The sequence below is a fragment of the uncultured Sphingobacterium sp. genome (assembly GCF_964277905.1).
GTDB classification, from domain to species: Bacteria; Bacteroidota; Bacteroidia; order Sphingobacteriales; family Sphingobacteriaceae; genus Sphingobacterium; species Sphingobacterium siyangense.
In genome coordinates this window covers 253,098-267,055 of record NZ_CAXYKD010000038.1, presented here as the reverse complement: position 1 = coordinate 267,055, position 13,958 = coordinate 253,098, and the positions used below count along the sequence as shown (strand labels likewise).

Genomic DNA, 13,958 nt, shown 5'->3' with positions numbered 1-13,958 from the left:
AAACTACCGTTTTGAACATGTTGATAGCCCAAAATAGCTTTCCGTAGTCGTTTGGATGCTTCCGTAAGATTATTTTTGACCGTTTGCTCAGACAGCCCCATACGCATGGCTATCTCTCGAATGGATAAATGTTCCCATTTCAATAAAAGCGCTTGCCGCATATTCTGTGGCATAATTTCCAGCTCTTCCTCCAACAACTTCTCAAGGGCTAAATACGTATTGAGATCCTCTGGATGCTGCTGCACATAGTCGAATATATGTTTACTCCAGTGCTCCAACAATCTGTCTTTGGCTTTATTGGAATTAAAGAAATCTATAATTTTATATTTGAGCATCCCTTTCAAATAGGCTGGGAGATTCATTTGAATGTCGATTGTATGCCGCCTTTCCCAAAATTGGACAAACAGCTCCTGTAGAATATCCTCCACATCCTGTCGGTCTAGGATCCGACGGGCAGCGTGCTGATAAAGATCCTTCCAGCAATAGCGATACAATTCCTCATAAGCGGAAGTATCGTTAAACTCTTTAATAGCTTGTAGCCAACGCTGATGTACAACTGGTCCTTGATTCATGCTAATACCAAAATTAAGGTTGAGATATTAAGTTTCTATTAATAAATGAATAAAGAAACTGTAGGTATATAAAATAGTTTCACATTCGAAATAATACTTTTCAAAGTGAGCTAAATCTATATAACAGCGCTCAATTTATTATCACCTGGTATAAAAGAATCAGATTCCCTTAAAAATCAATTATTTAAATTATTTGTTTATTCCAAAATTATTCTTACCTTTGCAACGCCTTAGGCAATAGTGCCTATTGTATAAAATATTTCATGAACCCATTTTTAGAACTGGGAATCCGTGAGGAAGTTGTTAATGCCATCTCAGAATTAGGTTTCGAAAAACCTTCTGAAATTCAGGAAAAAGCCATTCCTGTTTTATTGACTGGTAACGACGATTTTGTCGGATTAGCCCAAACTGGCACAGGAAAGACCGCGGCATTTGGTCTTCCATTATTAGAGCAATTAGACTTTTCTCAAAAACACCCACAGGCATTAATCCTTTGCCCTACTCGGGAATTATGTTTACAAATCTCAAAAGATTTAGAAAAATTTGCTAAATACGTTGACAACGTACATGTTGTTGCTGTATATGGAGGTGCAAATATCTCAGACCAGCTACGTCAAATTAGACGTGGAGTGCAAATTGTAGTAGCGACCCCAGGTCGTATGTTGGATATCATCGGCAGAAATGCGATTGATTTTTCAAATGTAAAATATGTTGTATTGGATGAAGCGGATGAGATGCTCAATATGGGCTTCAAAGAAGACATCAACAACATTTTGTCAGAAACTCCTGACGAGAAAAAAACTTGGTTATTTTCGGCGACAATGCCTTCTGAGGTACGTCGTATTGCAAAGAATTATATGACCGATCCAGTTGAGCTTACTGTAGGTACAAAAAACACCGGTAATGCCAACATTGAACACCACTATTATTTGATCAAAGCAAAAGATAAATATGCTGCGTTCAAACGTATTGTGGATTCAAACCCTGATATCTTTGGTATCGTATTTTGTCGTACAAAAATCGAAACACAGGATATCGCTGAAGCGTTGATCAAAGATGGTTACAATGCAGATTCATTGCATGGTGACTTATCCCAACAACAACGTGATAAAGTAATGAAACGTTACCGTGACCGTAGTTTACAATTGTTGATCGCAACAGACGTAGCCGCTCGTGGTATTGATGTAAGTGATGTAACTCACGTTATCAACTTCTCTTTACCTGATGAAACAGAAAACTATACACACCGTTCAGGCCGTACAGCCCGTGCAGGTAAAACTGGTATTTCGCTTTCTTTGGTAAACGTAAAAGAGCTAAGCAAAATCCGTCATCTTGAAAAGATCATCGGTAAACCTTTTGAGAAAAAACAAGTACCTCAAGGTGCTGAAGTTTGCGAAAAACAATTATTTTCTATCGTTAAAAAGATTGAAAATGTTGAAGTAAACGACGAACAAATCAGCCCATTCTTGCCTGCAATTATGGAAAATTTGGAGTCACTTTCAAAAGAAGATATCATCAAAAGATTCGCTTCTCTTGAGTTCAACCGTTTCTTGGATTATTACAAAAATGCACCTGATTTAAATATCGAAGCGCGTGACGGTGGTCGTGAAGACCGCGGTGATAGACGTGATGGTCGTTCACGTGAAGGTTCAAAAGGCTACACGCGTTTATTTATGAATTTAGGTTCAGTAGATGAATTCTCTCGTGGAGATATGTTGGGCTTCATCTGTAACAATGCGAATATTTCAGGAAAATCAATCGGTAAAATTGATTTGAAAGGCGTGTTCACATTCTTCGAGGTTCAAGATGCAGAAGTAGAAAAAGTATTCCAAGGATTCCAAGGTGTAGATTACAACGGTCGTCAAGTACGTATCGAAGTATCTGGTGAAGCAAGAGGTGAAGGTCGTAGCGACCGTGGCGGAAGAAGCCGTGGTGGTGATCGTGGCGGAAGACGTGAAGGTGGATACCGTGGTGGTGATCGCGGTGGAAGACGTGAAGGTGGATATGGTGGCGGCGAACGCGGCGGAAGACGTGAAGGCGGATTCAGTGGTGAGCGTCGTGATCGTGGTGAGCGTAGCAGCAATGGCGGCGGCTTCCGTGATTTCTCTGGAAAACGTAAAGAATCAAAAAGCAAATACTAATCATTAGTACTTAGCATAAGAGTTAAAGACTCTGGCACAAAAGCGATCAGCTTGAGATGCCAGAGTCTTTTCTTTTATTTCCCCTCCTAACAGTACAGGCACTAATATCTCCTGCCAATATAATAGTCTCTATAAAAAAGCGTAAATTAGCTGTATTATACGAACTGGACTTCTAACATGCCAATAGTAGCAACAAGATTATTTGATTTAGCATACCTGCAATATAGTATTGCCCCGGATTTCCCAATGTTTTCTTTCAGAAAAGATAACGAATGGGTACAAGTAAGCAATACTCAATTTATTGCACAGGTCAACGAGACATCTAAAGGTTTGATCGCATTAGGCGTTCAGCCTGGAGAGAAAGTAGCATTAATTAGTGAGAACCGCATCGAGTGGAATATCCTTGATTTTGCCATCCAACAAATTGGAGCTGTAGTAGTCGCCATTTACCCTAATATTTCAACCTTAGATTACACGTATATCTTCAATCATGCCGAAATCAGGAAGTGTATTGTTAGTTCAAAGACACTATACACAAAGATATTAACGATACAAGATGATTGTCCGCAACTAAATGCTATTTACAGTCTAGACAAAGAGGATGGTCTAAACCATTGGCATGACTTCATTTCCAAGGGCGAGATCATTACAGATGAAACGCTAAACCAACTACGTGATGGTATAAAAACCGATACATTGGCGTCCATCATTTACACCTCTGGCACAACAGGAAATCCCAAAGGTGTTATGTTGTCTCATAAAAATTTATTGGCAGACACGTTGAGTAGTGAATATTCCTTTCCTGTCGAACGAGGTGATCGTGCCCTCTCCTTTCTTCCAGTTTGTCATGCCTATGAACGCGTATTCCAATATGTATATATGTACAAAGGTTTGACAATCTTCTTTGCTCAATCGATGGATACGATAGGTGAAGATTTTAAATCCGTTAAACCACATATTTTTTCCGCTGTACCTCGTGTATTGGAGAAAGTTTATGAGAAGATTATGGCTACAGGAGAGCAATTAACAGGAGTCAAGCGTAAGCTATTCTTCTGGTCCTTGAGCGTCGGCGAACAATACAAACTGGAGGGACGTACATGGTGGTATGACTTTCAACTGAACATTGCCCGTAAATTAGTTTTTTCAAAATGGCGCGAAGCATTAGGTGGTGACATCAAAGGGATTGCGTCCGGGAGTGCTGCTTTACAGGAAAGATTAATCCGTCTGTATATGGCAGCAGGAATTCCAATATATGAAGGTTATGGCCTCACTGAGGCGGGACCATGTATCGCTGTAAACTGCTATAAACGAGGCATGAAAATTGGGACTGTAGGCTTACCGTTAATTAATATCGAAATAAAGCTTGCTGACGATGGAGAAATATTGACTAAAGGCGAGAATAATATGATTGGCTATTATAAAAATCCAGAGGCAACAGCAGAAGCGGTCAAGGATGGCTGGCTTTATACTGGGGACATTGGCCAATGGGTAGACGGTAAATTTCTTAAAATTATAGACCGAAAGAAAGAGATGTTCAAGACTTCTGGAGGAAAATATATCGTTCCGCAGCAGATCGAATCTAAACTGGTCGAATCTTCATTTATCGAACAGGCTATGGTACTTGGAGAAGGCCGCAAATTTCCTGCGGCGTTGATTGTTCCCAACTATAATAATCTTCTAGAATGGTCAAGAAGTGCTTTTCCCGCCCTTGCCAATCTTTCTAGGCTAGATTTTCTAAATAGTCCTGAACTGAAACAGAAAATGAGATCGGAACTCAACCGTATTAATCAAAATTTTGGCAGCTGGGAACAGATCAAGAAGTTCATCATAGTCCCAGACGAAATGACCGTTGAAACCGGTGAATTGACACCGACGTTAAAAATGAAAAGAAAAGTTATCTTGCAGAAATATGAACAAGAGATTGAAGATATTTATCAAAACTAGTCTACAAAAAAGCCTTTGTCAAAAACAAAGGCTTTTTTGTAATCAACTATTATATTCTTTATTTTTTAACAATCCGTTGACGAATCGCTTCATAGATCACTACTGCGGCCGACACAGATACATTTAACGAACCTATTTCACCGTACATTGGTATCTTAGCCAGGTGGTCGGCAATACGGATTAGGTCATTGGAAACACCAACGTCCTCTGCACCCATAATCACACAGGTTGGAGCTGTATAATCCACATCATAAATGCTCGAGGTTGTTTTTTCTGTACTGGCAACTAATTGCACACCTGAATCAATCAAAAATTTACCAACTTTGGACAAGCTATCATGGCGACAGACAGGGATTTTATAGAGTGCTCCAGCAGATGTTTTAATGGCATCGGGGTTAACCTCAGCTGAGCCCTTTTTAGGGACAATGATGGCATGTACTCCAGAACATTCCGCTGTACGTGCAATAGCACCCAAATTGCGCACATCTGTCACTCCATCCAACATCAGAAGTAAAGGAGTTTCACCTTTTTCATAAATCTGAGGGAGAAGTTCTTCTATATCATGATAGGTAATTGGAGAAATAACCGCAATTACACCTTGATGATTTTTACGTGTTATGCGGTTTAATTTTTCAATTGGCACCTGTTGAGAAGCGATATTATGTTCCTTTAACAAGGCTTTCAATTCTAGAATCAAACTGCCGCTCAAACCGCGTTGTATAAATAATGACTCGATCTCTTTACCACTATCGATTGCTTCGATGACAGCACGAATACCAAATACCATCTGATTCACTTCACGTCTTTCCCCGTGGTCGCGATCACGTCTCTGAAAATTTCCTTGCATAATAAAACTAAATATTTCCCTCTTCATGGAAGAGTTTGCAAATGTACAAAAATAAAAAACAACTAGCGTGCTTGAATTAGCTTAGTCCCAAGTTAAACTCCTTCCGCAAAGTATCTAAAAGCGGGTTTTTGTTGACCATCGCTTGATACTTCTCCTGGGAAGTATAGGGTTTGCGTGAAATAGTATGTTCCATCATCACCCCCTGCAAATCCAACGAAAAATTCTGGAGTTTCACACGTAGGTAGTTCAACACATCAACCTTTGCACTCTGCAATACATCCATCTGAACACCATTTTCGACATCAATTTCAATCAATACCCCATTTAACCGCGGTTGCATAGCCGTCATCATGGTATACAAGTTAATCTTGTTTTCCGCTTTCAGCTGTTCAGCATAACTATTCCAAACAGCAATGAATTGACCGAATGAAACATCACGTTGTTCGCTTCCACGTATTAATTCTGGCTCATCACCTTCTTTGGCAACCGCATTGTTATCGTATATGGTATTCAAATCCGGCAAAGACGGAATAATTGCTGCAGTAGATGCTCCCCATCCGCCTTTTTTTACTTTAGGAGGTACGTTGGAAATAGGATCTTTTTTCACCTCTTCCTTAGTCTCGGAAGCCTGATAATTTACGGGGTTAGCTTGCGAACGCGGTGTCACATGGTTTTCAACGACAGGAGCATTCGCTGGAGAAGTCGCTTGCGGAGTAGGGACTACCGAGGTTTGTTGCGCTTGTCCAACTACTGGCTCAGGAAGTTTTTTTTTTACGCCCTCGGTTGCCGAAGGAATCTGTACGGATCCAAGCTGGCTCAATTTAATCGCACTTGCGATATGACATGTCTTGAGGAGCGAAAGTTCAACTTGCAGGCGTTGATTTTTACTTGTCTTATAGTTGATCTCACATTGATTAGAGATATTCAATGCAGATAACAAAAATCCTGGAGAAGCTTTTTGGGACTGCTGCAGATACTTTTGACGAATACTATCACTGACTTCCAATAATTTTAGCGTAGTTGGCTCTTTAGCAACCAGCAAATTTCTGAAATGCGCAGACAGACCTGCTATGAAATGACTGCCATCAAACCCGTGATTTAAAATCTCATTGAAAATCAATAAAGTTTGCGCTGCATCCTCAGTTAAAATAGCATCCGTTAGCTTAAAATAATAATCGTAATCCAAGATATTCAAATTATCGATTACAGCTTGATAGGTGACATTTTTATTGGAAAAACTGACGATCTGATCGAACATCGACAAGGCATCCCGAAGGCCACCATCGGCCTTTTGGGCGATGATATGTAATCCGTCCTGATCATAAGCAATACCTTCCCTGTCAGCGATACGGGCCAAATGACTGGCCATATCTTCCACTTTGATCCGGTTAAAATCAAAAATCTGACAGCGCGAAAGAATCGTTGGTAAAATCTTATGTTTTTCAGTAGTCGCCAGGATAAAGATAGCATAGGAAGGAGGTTCCTCCAATGTCTTCAAAAAAGCATTAAAAGCCGCTTGAGAAAGCATATGCACCTCATCTATGATATAGATTTTATATTTTCCAGCCTGTGGTGGTATGCGTACTTGATCAATCAAGTTGCGGATATCATCTACGGAATTATTGGATGCGGCATCCAGTTCATGAATACTGAAAGAATTTCCATTTTGGAAGGACTTACAGCTATCACATGTGCCACAAGGTTCAGTGCCTGCTAAGATATTTTCACAATTTATTGTTTTAGCTAAAATACGTGCACAGGTAGTTTTCCCCACACCGCGGGGACCACAAAATAAAAATGCCTGCGCCAACTGGTTGTTGTGTATCGCATTCTTTAAGGTACCAGTAATGTGTTGCTGACCTACAACCGAATCAAAGGTAATCGGGCGGTATTTACGTGCAGAAACAATAAAATTATCCATTGCACGAAGATACGGATTTTAAAAATGAAAAAGGAGAATCTAAAACCTAAAAATAGATTGTAATTTTTTAATAATAATTCCTTCAATGCACAAAAAAAGCAAATTTTATCGTTAATTTTATATTACTACAATGTTATCAAATTATTAAGAATTGAAATTAAGGGAAATATATCGAATGTTTTTGACCATACTCATTTGGTTAGCCTGTGCTTCACAGCAACTCTGGGCGCAACATCATGATTTCGATTTTTATGATGGGAAGGTGTCCATTGATGTCCCCCCCTCCTTTAATATTCCATTCAAAGACAGCTTAACGATAGCTCATGTACAAAAATTCTATCAAATAGCTGATCAAACCGATTACATACAACTTGTAAACAGTTTGCTCGAATACAAAGATGAACATCATCTGAATGATTGGGTCTATTATCAGCTGATTCGCCGCACCGCACAACAGATTGCCCCGAAAGCCGAAAATTATACACGCTATACTTTATATAAATGGTTTTTAATGTGTAAATCTGGTTATGATGCCCGCTTGGCCGTAGGTAATAATCAGATTGTATTTTTCATTCAAAACAAAGAAGATATCTCTGATATTCCTTTTTTTGAAATTGATGGCAAGAAATACACCTGTTTAAACTTCCATGACTATGGAAAGCTCTTTCAACGCGCAGACACCTATATTCCCGTTAAGATTAAAGTACCAGAAGCCATTGAAGATTTTAGTTATAAAATCACAAAATTACCTGATTTTGTACCAGCAAATTATAAGGAGAAGCAAATTGAGTTCAATTATGGACATAAAGCCTACCATTTTAATGTCAGGTTGAATGAAGATATCAGTGATCTTTTTAAAAATTATCCTGGCGTAGATTTTGAAACTTATTTCAATATTCCACTCAGCAAAGAGACTTATCAATCACTGATTCCTGCGCTCAAGGAAAATTTAAAAGGAAAAAATCAGCAGGAAGGTGTCGATTATTTAATGCGGTTTACGCGATATGCATTCTTATACGAAAATGACGAAGAGAATTTCGGATCCGAAAAGCGCCTTTCTGCAGAACAAACGCTATTGAATAAATACAGTGACTGTGATGACCGTGTTGCCCTGTTTTTTTATCTGGTAAAGGAAATCTACAATCTTCCTATGATCACCTTGCTCTATCCCACTCATGTAACGATGGCCGTCCAATTTGAACATCCTATCGGTGATGCTATTTTGTACAATGGAAAATATTATTCTGTCTGTGAACCTACACCACAAGCGCAAATGCTAGATATAGGTCAATTGTCTGAGGAGCTTAAAAATCAGTCTTATCAAATTGTTTATCACTACGAGCCGAGATAATATCACATTATACCGAGGTTTCACATTCGCTTTATATCACAGAATCTAGGTGAAAATCGTCATTTTGCAGAAGAAGAATTAATCCTCCACAGCGCTTTTGTTTGATCTAAAGCTTGTTTATAAAATCAAGCACATCGGCGTATTTACCATCGGTTCGGTATGCTGCAATTGTTACCGTATTTTCTTTCCCACTAGATTTGATTGTGATCACATAATCTGTTCCATCTGCACAACGTGCGCATTCCTGAATTTTAGCCTCCATTAAGTTATAGGTTTCGACATAAGAGGATAACTTTCTAAACGTGTCTTCACTTGTTTTATAACTTTTATCTTTTACAGTTTGAGGATTACCAGTAGTTCCCGGAGCATATTTTACTTCTGTCTTATTTTGATCTACACTGATATTTACAAATTCACCCCACCAGCCAGAAATTCCTTTTATTTCTACATGAAGACCTTTAGTTTCTGAATCAGTTTTATCATCTGATTTCTTACAGGCAACAAATAGTAAGGTAACACTTAGTACCACTAGATAGATCGTTCTTTTCATATTTTAAAGTTTAGTTTATTATTTTCAATAACGAATTTTTAACATATATGCTACAAAAAAAATCCCGCACAAGGCAGGATTTTCTATCTATTTAACTAAACTATAATTATTTTACTTGTCCAGGAGTTGTATATGCCAAGTTCTGTGGATCATAATGAGCCCAACCACTTGTCCAATCTGTCGTACCAAAAGCACCTTTATACCCCACTTTCTCGAAGAAACTTCCCGAAACCTTAGCGTTGGTAAAAATCGCACCACTAGCAGCTGCAGATCCTGATAAAACTTTAAAATCTGGAGTAGCACTTGTATTAGAGAAATCTGAACCAAAATTATAAGGTGCTACGAACAACTCAGATGCATATTTACCATTTTCGAAAATGTTCTTAGCACGAATAAGTGTAGAGACTGCCGCAGCATTTGTAGCTGAGCTAACTTTTAAATCAGCATCTTTAGAACCATATACTAAATTATTTTCAAAAACCGCATTTCCACTTAAGAAATTATTCGAAGTCGAATTTGCTGTGACTACCTTTGTATCATCTACATATAATCCAGCTAAAGGAAAACCCGAAATAACGGAATTTAAGATGCTAATAGATGAATTTCTGCGAACTTGAGCACCATGTTGGAAATTTGCATTAAAAGAACCACCAGCTTTTTGAATTGGGCCTAAAATTGTTACGTTAGAAAATACAGCAGAAGTTTTTGGAGTTTGGTCGGTGCCTGTAGCGTTGTTATCGGATTCAAAACCATTAGAGCCTGATTGATCTGCAACAGTAGGTACACGTTGTGCCAATGCAAATTGAACATTACCAGAATACCCAAAATCTGTATCAAAATCATCATCCCAAGTACCTACAGCTAAAAGATGTTTCGCATTTACTGTTCCACCGAACCATTCAAAAGCATCATCACCTGAACGGTAGACTTGAATATATTCCAATGTTGTACCATTTCCAACACCACCCATTGTCAATCCATTAATTTCATTATCAACAGAATACGCGATACCAGCATACTCAATACGAACATATTTCATTACGCCAGAGTTATCTGCAGCGTCAGATCCACCATAGTAGATATAATTTTTAGCATCTTTTCCACTAGGGGCAGCTAAACCACCTTCGATCATTACGTCTGTACCTTGATTGACTGGTGCCTTGCCCAATAAGATCACTCCACCCCAATCACCTTGAGAACGTGCACCAGCTGCTAAACCAGATGTAAATACAATTGGCTTATCAACAGTTCCAGTTGCATTAATTTTTGATCCACGTGTAACCGTTAATGTTCCTTTTGTAGCCTTATCACCTTTAATAATGGTACCTGGTTCAATTGTCAGCGTTGCTCCATTAGATACGAACACAAAACCTTTTAAAAGGTAAATCTTATCTGAGGTCCATGTTGTATTAGCAGTAATCTCACCGGTAACTTCAACAACATTTCCATTTGTTGGATTTGTTGGAGTTTCTGTACCATTACCGTTATCTGTAATTGTTGTTTCTTTACAAGCTCCAGCCAATAATAGTGCTGACAGGGATAAGAATAAGAATCTTTTTTTCATTTTTTAAGTTTTAAAAATCTTGATACAAAAAAATATTTTAGTTATGTCTTTAGATTTAAAGAAATATTAAATTTACGTTATCTATTAAAATGTGTAATTAAATGATACTGAATAATTTCCACCCGTCTTATAGCGATATAATATTTCATTCGGCTGATTGTAAGGCTTATTATCGAAATAGACATTAACAGGATTGTTTAAGATATCACCCAAATTAACTTTAATCTCACCTTTATTTTTCATGATTTTATAACCAACCTGTGCATCCAGTACATTTCGCGGAGCCTCATAGGCACTCGCAAATGTGATTCCCCCAGCCTGTTGAATTCTTTTGCCAATACGATTATAAAGAATATTGACATTGAGTTTATTATCCAGCGCACTATGTTGTAATCCTGCATTAATCGTATATGGAGACTGTCCAACCATTGGTCTTGTTTTCTCCTTATAATTCTGATCAGTCGGATTCGTCACGCTAGAATGAACGTATGACAGATTCAAGTAAGCAATTGTATTATTCAAAAATGGCGTCTCGTTAATAAAATTCAATTTTTTACGAAACTCCAATTCTGCTCCATATAAAACAGCCTTAGTCGTGTTAATGTATGAAACCTCTACGGTAGAATTTCTATCTTCACGCTTAGGCTCTATCGCGTTCGAAAAGTGTTTGTAGAAAGTCGAAACTGAAAAAATCTCACCAGATGATGGGTAAATTTCAAAACGCAAATCCGCATTATTAATTGCACTACGTTTTAAGTTGACATTACCTTTCATATTACTGAATTGCTCATAGTCATAATAATCGAAAGGTGCAAGCTCTCTCAATTCAGGTCGTGCGACCGTTCTGTAATAAGACGCCCTTAAATTTACTTTACTATTTAAACTATAAGTCATGTTAATGGATGGAAGAAAATCCAATTTTGTGTCGTCAACTTCCTTTTTATCCGTATCGATTTGAACATTATAATTTTCAGCACGTAGACCATATACAACTCTAAATTTATCTGCAATTTTTTGGTCTAACATTGCATATCCGAAGCCAGTAAAGGTTTTTGCCGTGTAATAATCACCTGGCATTTGTACCTCTTCGTATTTATAATAGTTTTTATCAATCAAATCAGGAGCAAAAATCTTATCAGGTGATAATGCTCTAATTTGGTCTGCCAATGCTGGATCCATTCGTACAACATCCAATACCGCGCCGACAAAACGAGCATCAAAATCGCGTTGCCGATAATTCGTACCCGCTCCGACTTTCAATGTACTCGGAGTTGATAGAAAATTTATTGGTCTAGTGTAACTCGCTTCGCCTGTATAAACATTTTCATTCAAATCCGAAAACAAACGTGTATTCTCTTTACTCGGACTTGTGATATTTGCTAAATAGGGAACCGTTGGATCGTTTTCTTTATCAATTGGTTTAGCGTAGTTTATTTTCATTTGGTTCGGCTGATTGTTTTTAATATTACTATATGAAGCCGTCCATTTAATCCTATCGTTTTTCTCCGAAAGCACATGATCTCCTTCTAGGGTAGATTTTAATAATGATTTCTGTAGAATATCAAATGCATAAAATTTATTTACCGAAGTTGATCCAAATTGGGTACCTGTCCTCTCTGTATGTAGGTTGTCATAATTTTTATTATACAAGTTTTTCCAAGAGATTTTATTCTTACCAAAACTGTAACCAAAGTTTGCCATAGCTCCAAGATTAGTAGAAAACCGATATTGATTGTCTTTGTAATCATACTGATACCACTTCCGCTCAATATTTGACAAGATGTTTTGGGAATTCCTGTAATTCACGGAAAATAATGCACCAAACTTATTATTATTATCATATTGCTTAACTCTTCCGAGAGAGAATTGATAAGTTTGAGTCGGAAGGGCCTTCTTATTATCAATAGCAAAATCATTAGACCAAGATTTCATAGTCAAACGCTGCCATTTTTGAGACAAACCTGCAGAATACTGCTCTCTAGACGGATAATTTTTAGCTAGTTGACTTGATCCATCATCAAAACCTAAATAGTTTTGAAAATTCTTCTTGGTCTGCAAGAAATCTTTAAAAGTTGAAGCAGTGTTATAACCATACCCTAAACCAAAAGAAATGAAATTTTGATCAGGAATATCTTTTGTTGTAATCTGTACAGCTCCCCCCGCGAAATCTGCTGGTAAATCTGGAGTAGCTGTTTTTGAGATCGTAATTTTATCAATAAGATTCGAAGGAATAATATCGAATGAAAAAGCGCGACGATTGGCTTCTGTACTTGGTAGTACCGAGCCGTCCATCATAGCAACATTATAGCGGTCACTTAAACCGCGAACGATGACAAACTTATTATCTTGAATTGTCGTACCACTGACACGACGTAGTGCTTCGGATGTATTTTTATCTGGCGATCTTCTAATCTGCTCACTTGAAATACCATCAGAAATCAATGCACTATTTTTTTGTTGCGAATATAATGCACCAATAGATTCTTTCTTAAAAGATCCCGTAACCACAACTTGATCTAACACCTGTCCTTCTGAATTATCAAGAACGATATCCAAATTGGTCAAATCATTCGCTTTAATCTCAACCTCGGTAACTTGCTTTGTCGAGTAACCAATATAAATATATTCTACAGTATATTTACCTGCCGGTAAAGCTGGAATACTGTACTTTCCGGATACATCAGAGCTTCCACCTCTTGATGTTCCTAAAATACGAACAGTTACTCCGGTGATTGTTTCACCAGTTTTACTGTTAGTAATAGTCCCCATTAACTTCCCACTACTCTGCGCATAAACTGTTGTAGATGCAGCTACTACAAGCGTCATGGCAGCAGCGATTCCTTTAAGTTGTAATTGTGGTTTCAATTTATTTGTTTTTTGTTTCTGCAAATCTATTAGCAGAATATTAGGTTAACATTAACAACAAATTACCATTACATCAATCAGTTGTTAATTTAATGTTACTCGCCTCCTATTTTTCTTGATTTTCAGCAAAAAACAGCTGTTTATCCAATTTATACGAATATTTCCTCCCCTTAATGGGCCAGCATATTAATGAAGTGTAAGAA

9 protein-coding genes are annotated in these 13,958 nt (G+C 37.8%); 3 read left to right on the top strand and 6 right to left on the bottom strand.

Features of this window, described 5'->3' with window-relative positions; all coding sequences use genetic code 11:
* The coding region (locus ACHWSC_RS17935; protein WP_394677676.1) for an RNA polymerase sigma factor at positions 1 to 572 on the bottom strand (572 nt) is incomplete at its 3' end.
* Between the two features lie 263 nt (positions 573 to 835).
* On the opposite strand from ACHWSC_RS17935, the gene ACHWSC_RS17930 reads away from it, so the two are divergent.
* Together ACHWSC_RS17930 and ACHWSC_RS17925 are read left to right on the top strand one after the other, a co-directional pair.
* Positions 836 to 2,713 carry a DEAD/DEAH box helicase gene (locus ACHWSC_RS17930; protein WP_394677675.1) on the top strand — a complete coding sequence of 626 codons (1,878 nt, stop codon included), beginning with the start codon at positions 836 to 838 and terminating at the stop codon, positions 2,711 to 2,713.
* 177 nt (positions 2,714 to 2,890) lie between these two features.
* Positions 2,891 to 4,657 (top strand): AMP-dependent synthetase/ligase, encoded by a 1,767-nt coding sequence (locus ACHWSC_RS17925; RefSeq protein WP_394677674.1) that lies wholly within the window; start codon positions 2,891 to 2,893, stop codon positions 4,655 to 4,657.
* Positions 4,658 to 4,715: 58 nt separating this feature from the next.
* Here the strand turns inward: ACHWSC_RS17925 and rlmB are convergent, their stop codons facing one another.
* Together rlmB and ACHWSC_RS17915 are read right to left on the bottom strand one after the other, a co-directional pair.
* On the bottom strand, positions 4,716 to 5,504 hold the full coding sequence (gene rlmB / locus ACHWSC_RS17920) for a 23S rRNA (guanosine(2251)-2'-O)-methyltransferase RlmB (protein WP_046672182.1): 789 nt from the start codon (positions 5,502 to 5,504) through the stop codon (positions 4,716 to 4,718).
* Positions 5,505 to 5,580: 76 nt separating this feature from the next.
* On the bottom strand, positions 5,581 to 7,425 hold the full coding sequence (locus ACHWSC_RS17915) for a DNA polymerase III subunit gamma/tau (protein WP_394677673.1): 1,845 nt from the start codon (positions 7,423 to 7,425) through the stop codon (positions 5,581 to 5,583).
* Positions 7,426 to 7,600: 175 nt separating this feature from the next.
* Between ACHWSC_RS17915 and ACHWSC_RS17910 the strand changes: the two genes are divergently transcribed.
* Positions 7,601 to 8,776 carry a hypothetical protein gene (locus ACHWSC_RS17910; protein ID WP_394677672.1) on the top strand — a complete coding sequence of 392 codons (1,176 nt, stop codon included), beginning with the start codon at positions 7,601 to 7,603 and terminating at the stop codon, positions 8,774 to 8,776.
* Positions 8,777 to 8,882: 106 nt separating this feature from the next.
* On the opposite strand, the gene ACHWSC_RS17905 is transcribed toward ACHWSC_RS17910, so the two are convergent.
* From ACHWSC_RS17905 to ACHWSC_RS17895, 3 genes are all read right to left on the bottom strand, one after another.
* On the bottom strand, positions 8,883 to 9,326 hold the full coding sequence (locus ACHWSC_RS17905; protein WP_394677671.1) for a hypothetical protein: 444 nt from the start codon (positions 9,324 to 9,326) through the stop codon (positions 8,883 to 8,885).
* Between the two features lie 106 nt (positions 9,327 to 9,432).
* Entirely contained in the window at positions 9,433 to 10,890 is a 1,458-nt protein-coding gene (locus ACHWSC_RS17900; RefSeq protein WP_394677670.1) for a hypothetical protein, read from the bottom strand.
* 84 nt (positions 10,891 to 10,974) lie between these two features.
* The gene (locus ACHWSC_RS17895; RefSeq protein WP_394677669.1) at positions 10,975 to 13,755 is read right to left on the bottom strand and encodes a TonB-dependent receptor domain-containing protein; all 2,781 of its coding nucleotides are present in this window, start codon (positions 13,753 to 13,755) and stop codon (positions 10,975 to 10,977) included.
* Positions 13,756 to 13,958 lie beyond the last annotated feature (203 nt).

What these genes read in the sequence shown, in the direction of transcription:
- ACHWSC_RS17930 (WP_394677675.1), top strand. Translation starts at nt 836, where the DNA reads ATGAACCCATTTTTAGAACTGGGAATCCGTGAGGAAGTTGTTAATGCC.
- ACHWSC_RS17925 (WP_394677674.1), top strand. Translation starts at nt 2,891, where the DNA reads ATGCCAATAGTAGCAACAAGATTATTTGATTTAGCATACCTGCAATAT.
- rlmB (WP_046672182.1), bottom strand. Translation starts at nt 5,504, where the DNA reads ATGCAAGGAAATTTTCAGAGACGTGATCGCGACCACGGGGAAAGACGT.
- ACHWSC_RS17915 (WP_394677673.1), bottom strand. Translation starts at nt 7,425, where the DNA reads ATGGATAATTTTATTGTTTCTGCACGTAAATACCGCCCGATTACCTTT.
- ACHWSC_RS17910 (WP_394677672.1), top strand. Translation starts at nt 7,601, where the DNA reads ATGTTTTTGACCATACTCATTTGGTTAGCCTGTGCTTCACAGCAACTC.
- ACHWSC_RS17905 (WP_394677671.1), bottom strand. Translation starts at nt 9,326, where the DNA reads ATGAAAAGAACGATCTATCTAGTGGTACTAAGTGTTACCTTACTATTT.
- ACHWSC_RS17900 (WP_394677670.1), bottom strand. Translation starts at nt 10,890, where the DNA reads ATGAAAAAAAGATTCTTATTCTTATCCCTGTCAGCACTATTATTGGCT.